At 45.5% G+C, this 1404-nt stretch carries 2 protein-coding genes; both read right to left on the bottom strand.

Translation table 11 applies throughout. The features are described from left to right. Window positions 1-344 (bottom strand): hypothetical protein (locus tag DWW91_RS27470; RefSeq protein WP_147426571.1); only part of this gene is annotated, 344 nt, incomplete at its 3' end. Then, the gene (locus DWW91_RS27465) at window positions 341-1255 is read right to left on the bottom strand and encodes a DUF4373 domain-containing protein (protein WP_122329442.1); all 915 of its coding nucleotides are present in this window, start codon (window positions 1253-1255) and stop codon (window positions 341-343) included. The genes DWW91_RS27465 and DWW91_RS27470, both read right to left, overlap by 4 nt. Window positions 1256-1404: the final 149 nt, after the last annotated feature.

The following is a 1404-nucleotide window of genomic DNA, read 5'->3' as shown; positions in this document are numbered from 1 at the left end:
CGCTCCACAACAGCCCGGTATCGCAAATCGCTGGTTTGATAACATTTCAGCCAGCGCGTAATCGTGCGCAGGTTCAATCCCATGAAATCCCCGTATTCACCTTTGGCCCCCAGTTCAAAACAAAGGGCGACCTCCTGCAAGGTCAGGCTCGGATATGACTCCTGAAGGTCGGCTGCCAGTTTAGCAATCAAAATACCCAGATCACGGTCATTAGGAGGCGAAAAACCCAGCAAGACATAGGTATGGAATAATATTTGATTTACCGCCGGAAGAATTTCCTCCGGCCGGTACGTCATCAGGCGGCGGTCGGCAATGGCATGTTGCAGTCTGATTTCCAAACTCATACAGCTTGCGAATTATAGATTTTCATGGCTATTTCCGTTGCACGTTTCCCTGTTTCCATCAATTCCTCTACTTTCGAAGAGCGTTCCGGCCGGCCGGATGAATAAATCACTTTGGGAATATGCTGCTGCACGCCGCCGGAAAGTTCTTCCGTTTTCAGATTGAAATTATGGTATCGCCACCAGCCGATGAAACTCTGGCTGTAATCTTTTTTCGTCCGGATCGTATCCAGGCTGAATTTCAGGCGCAGGAAATCATCGAATACGGTCATGGCTTCCCGCGCATATTGCAGGACGGCTATGCCTTTTCCGGAATAACGCACGATGGTTGCTTGCCAGTCTTCGTCTGCCAGCAAAGCTTCTTTCCATCGCTCACGCTCTTCATCCAAATTCTGCGGTTCTTCTTTCGGCTCCTCGCACGCGTGTTGTTGCTGTTGTTGTAAGTTTACTTTACTTTCATTTACTTTACTTTGTGTACTTAAACCCTGTTTTGAGGGAGTTTCCGACACGGAAACCGGGGTTTCGGGAGCGGAAACAAAACCACATTTGTATTCAACAACTTGATTATCAGCGCGTTTCTTGGTTGCTAAAGAAAAACGTTCCTGAATGCTTTTAGAGGTCAAAATTCGGTTTTCCATAAAGAGTTCGTTATTGAACAAGCCTATTTTAACACACGCCAGAAGAATTTCCAACACCTTATTTTCAGCGATACCTAATTTCTCGCCCTGGTCGAACAGATAATCGTCGGTCGCTTCTATGTAATAACCGTTCGAATAGATATCACACAAAAGAGAAATATAAAGTAAAAAAGCATCTGCGCCAAATTGTCTTTTAATTCGCCGCACTTTGATATCATTAAGAATGGTTGTGTCCAAAGGGAAATAATCTAATCCTTTTCTTGATGGCCTTGGCATAATTTATTTTGATTGATAGCTCTTATCATTAATCGTAACGTTTTCAGCATCAGCAGTTCTCCCGGCAGCACACGTATCACGCACCAGCCCGAGACCGCCGCCTCATTATATTTCTCCATATCACGCAGATAGCCTTCGGGGCGGATATG

Origin of the sequence: Parabacteroides sp. AF17-3 (assembly GCF_003635445.1) — a bacterium.
GTDB lineage: Bacteria > Bacteroidota > Bacteroidia > Bacteroidales > Tannerellaceae > Parabacteroides > Parabacteroides goldsteinii.
This window is presented reverse-complemented; position numbering and strand designations above follow the sequence as displayed.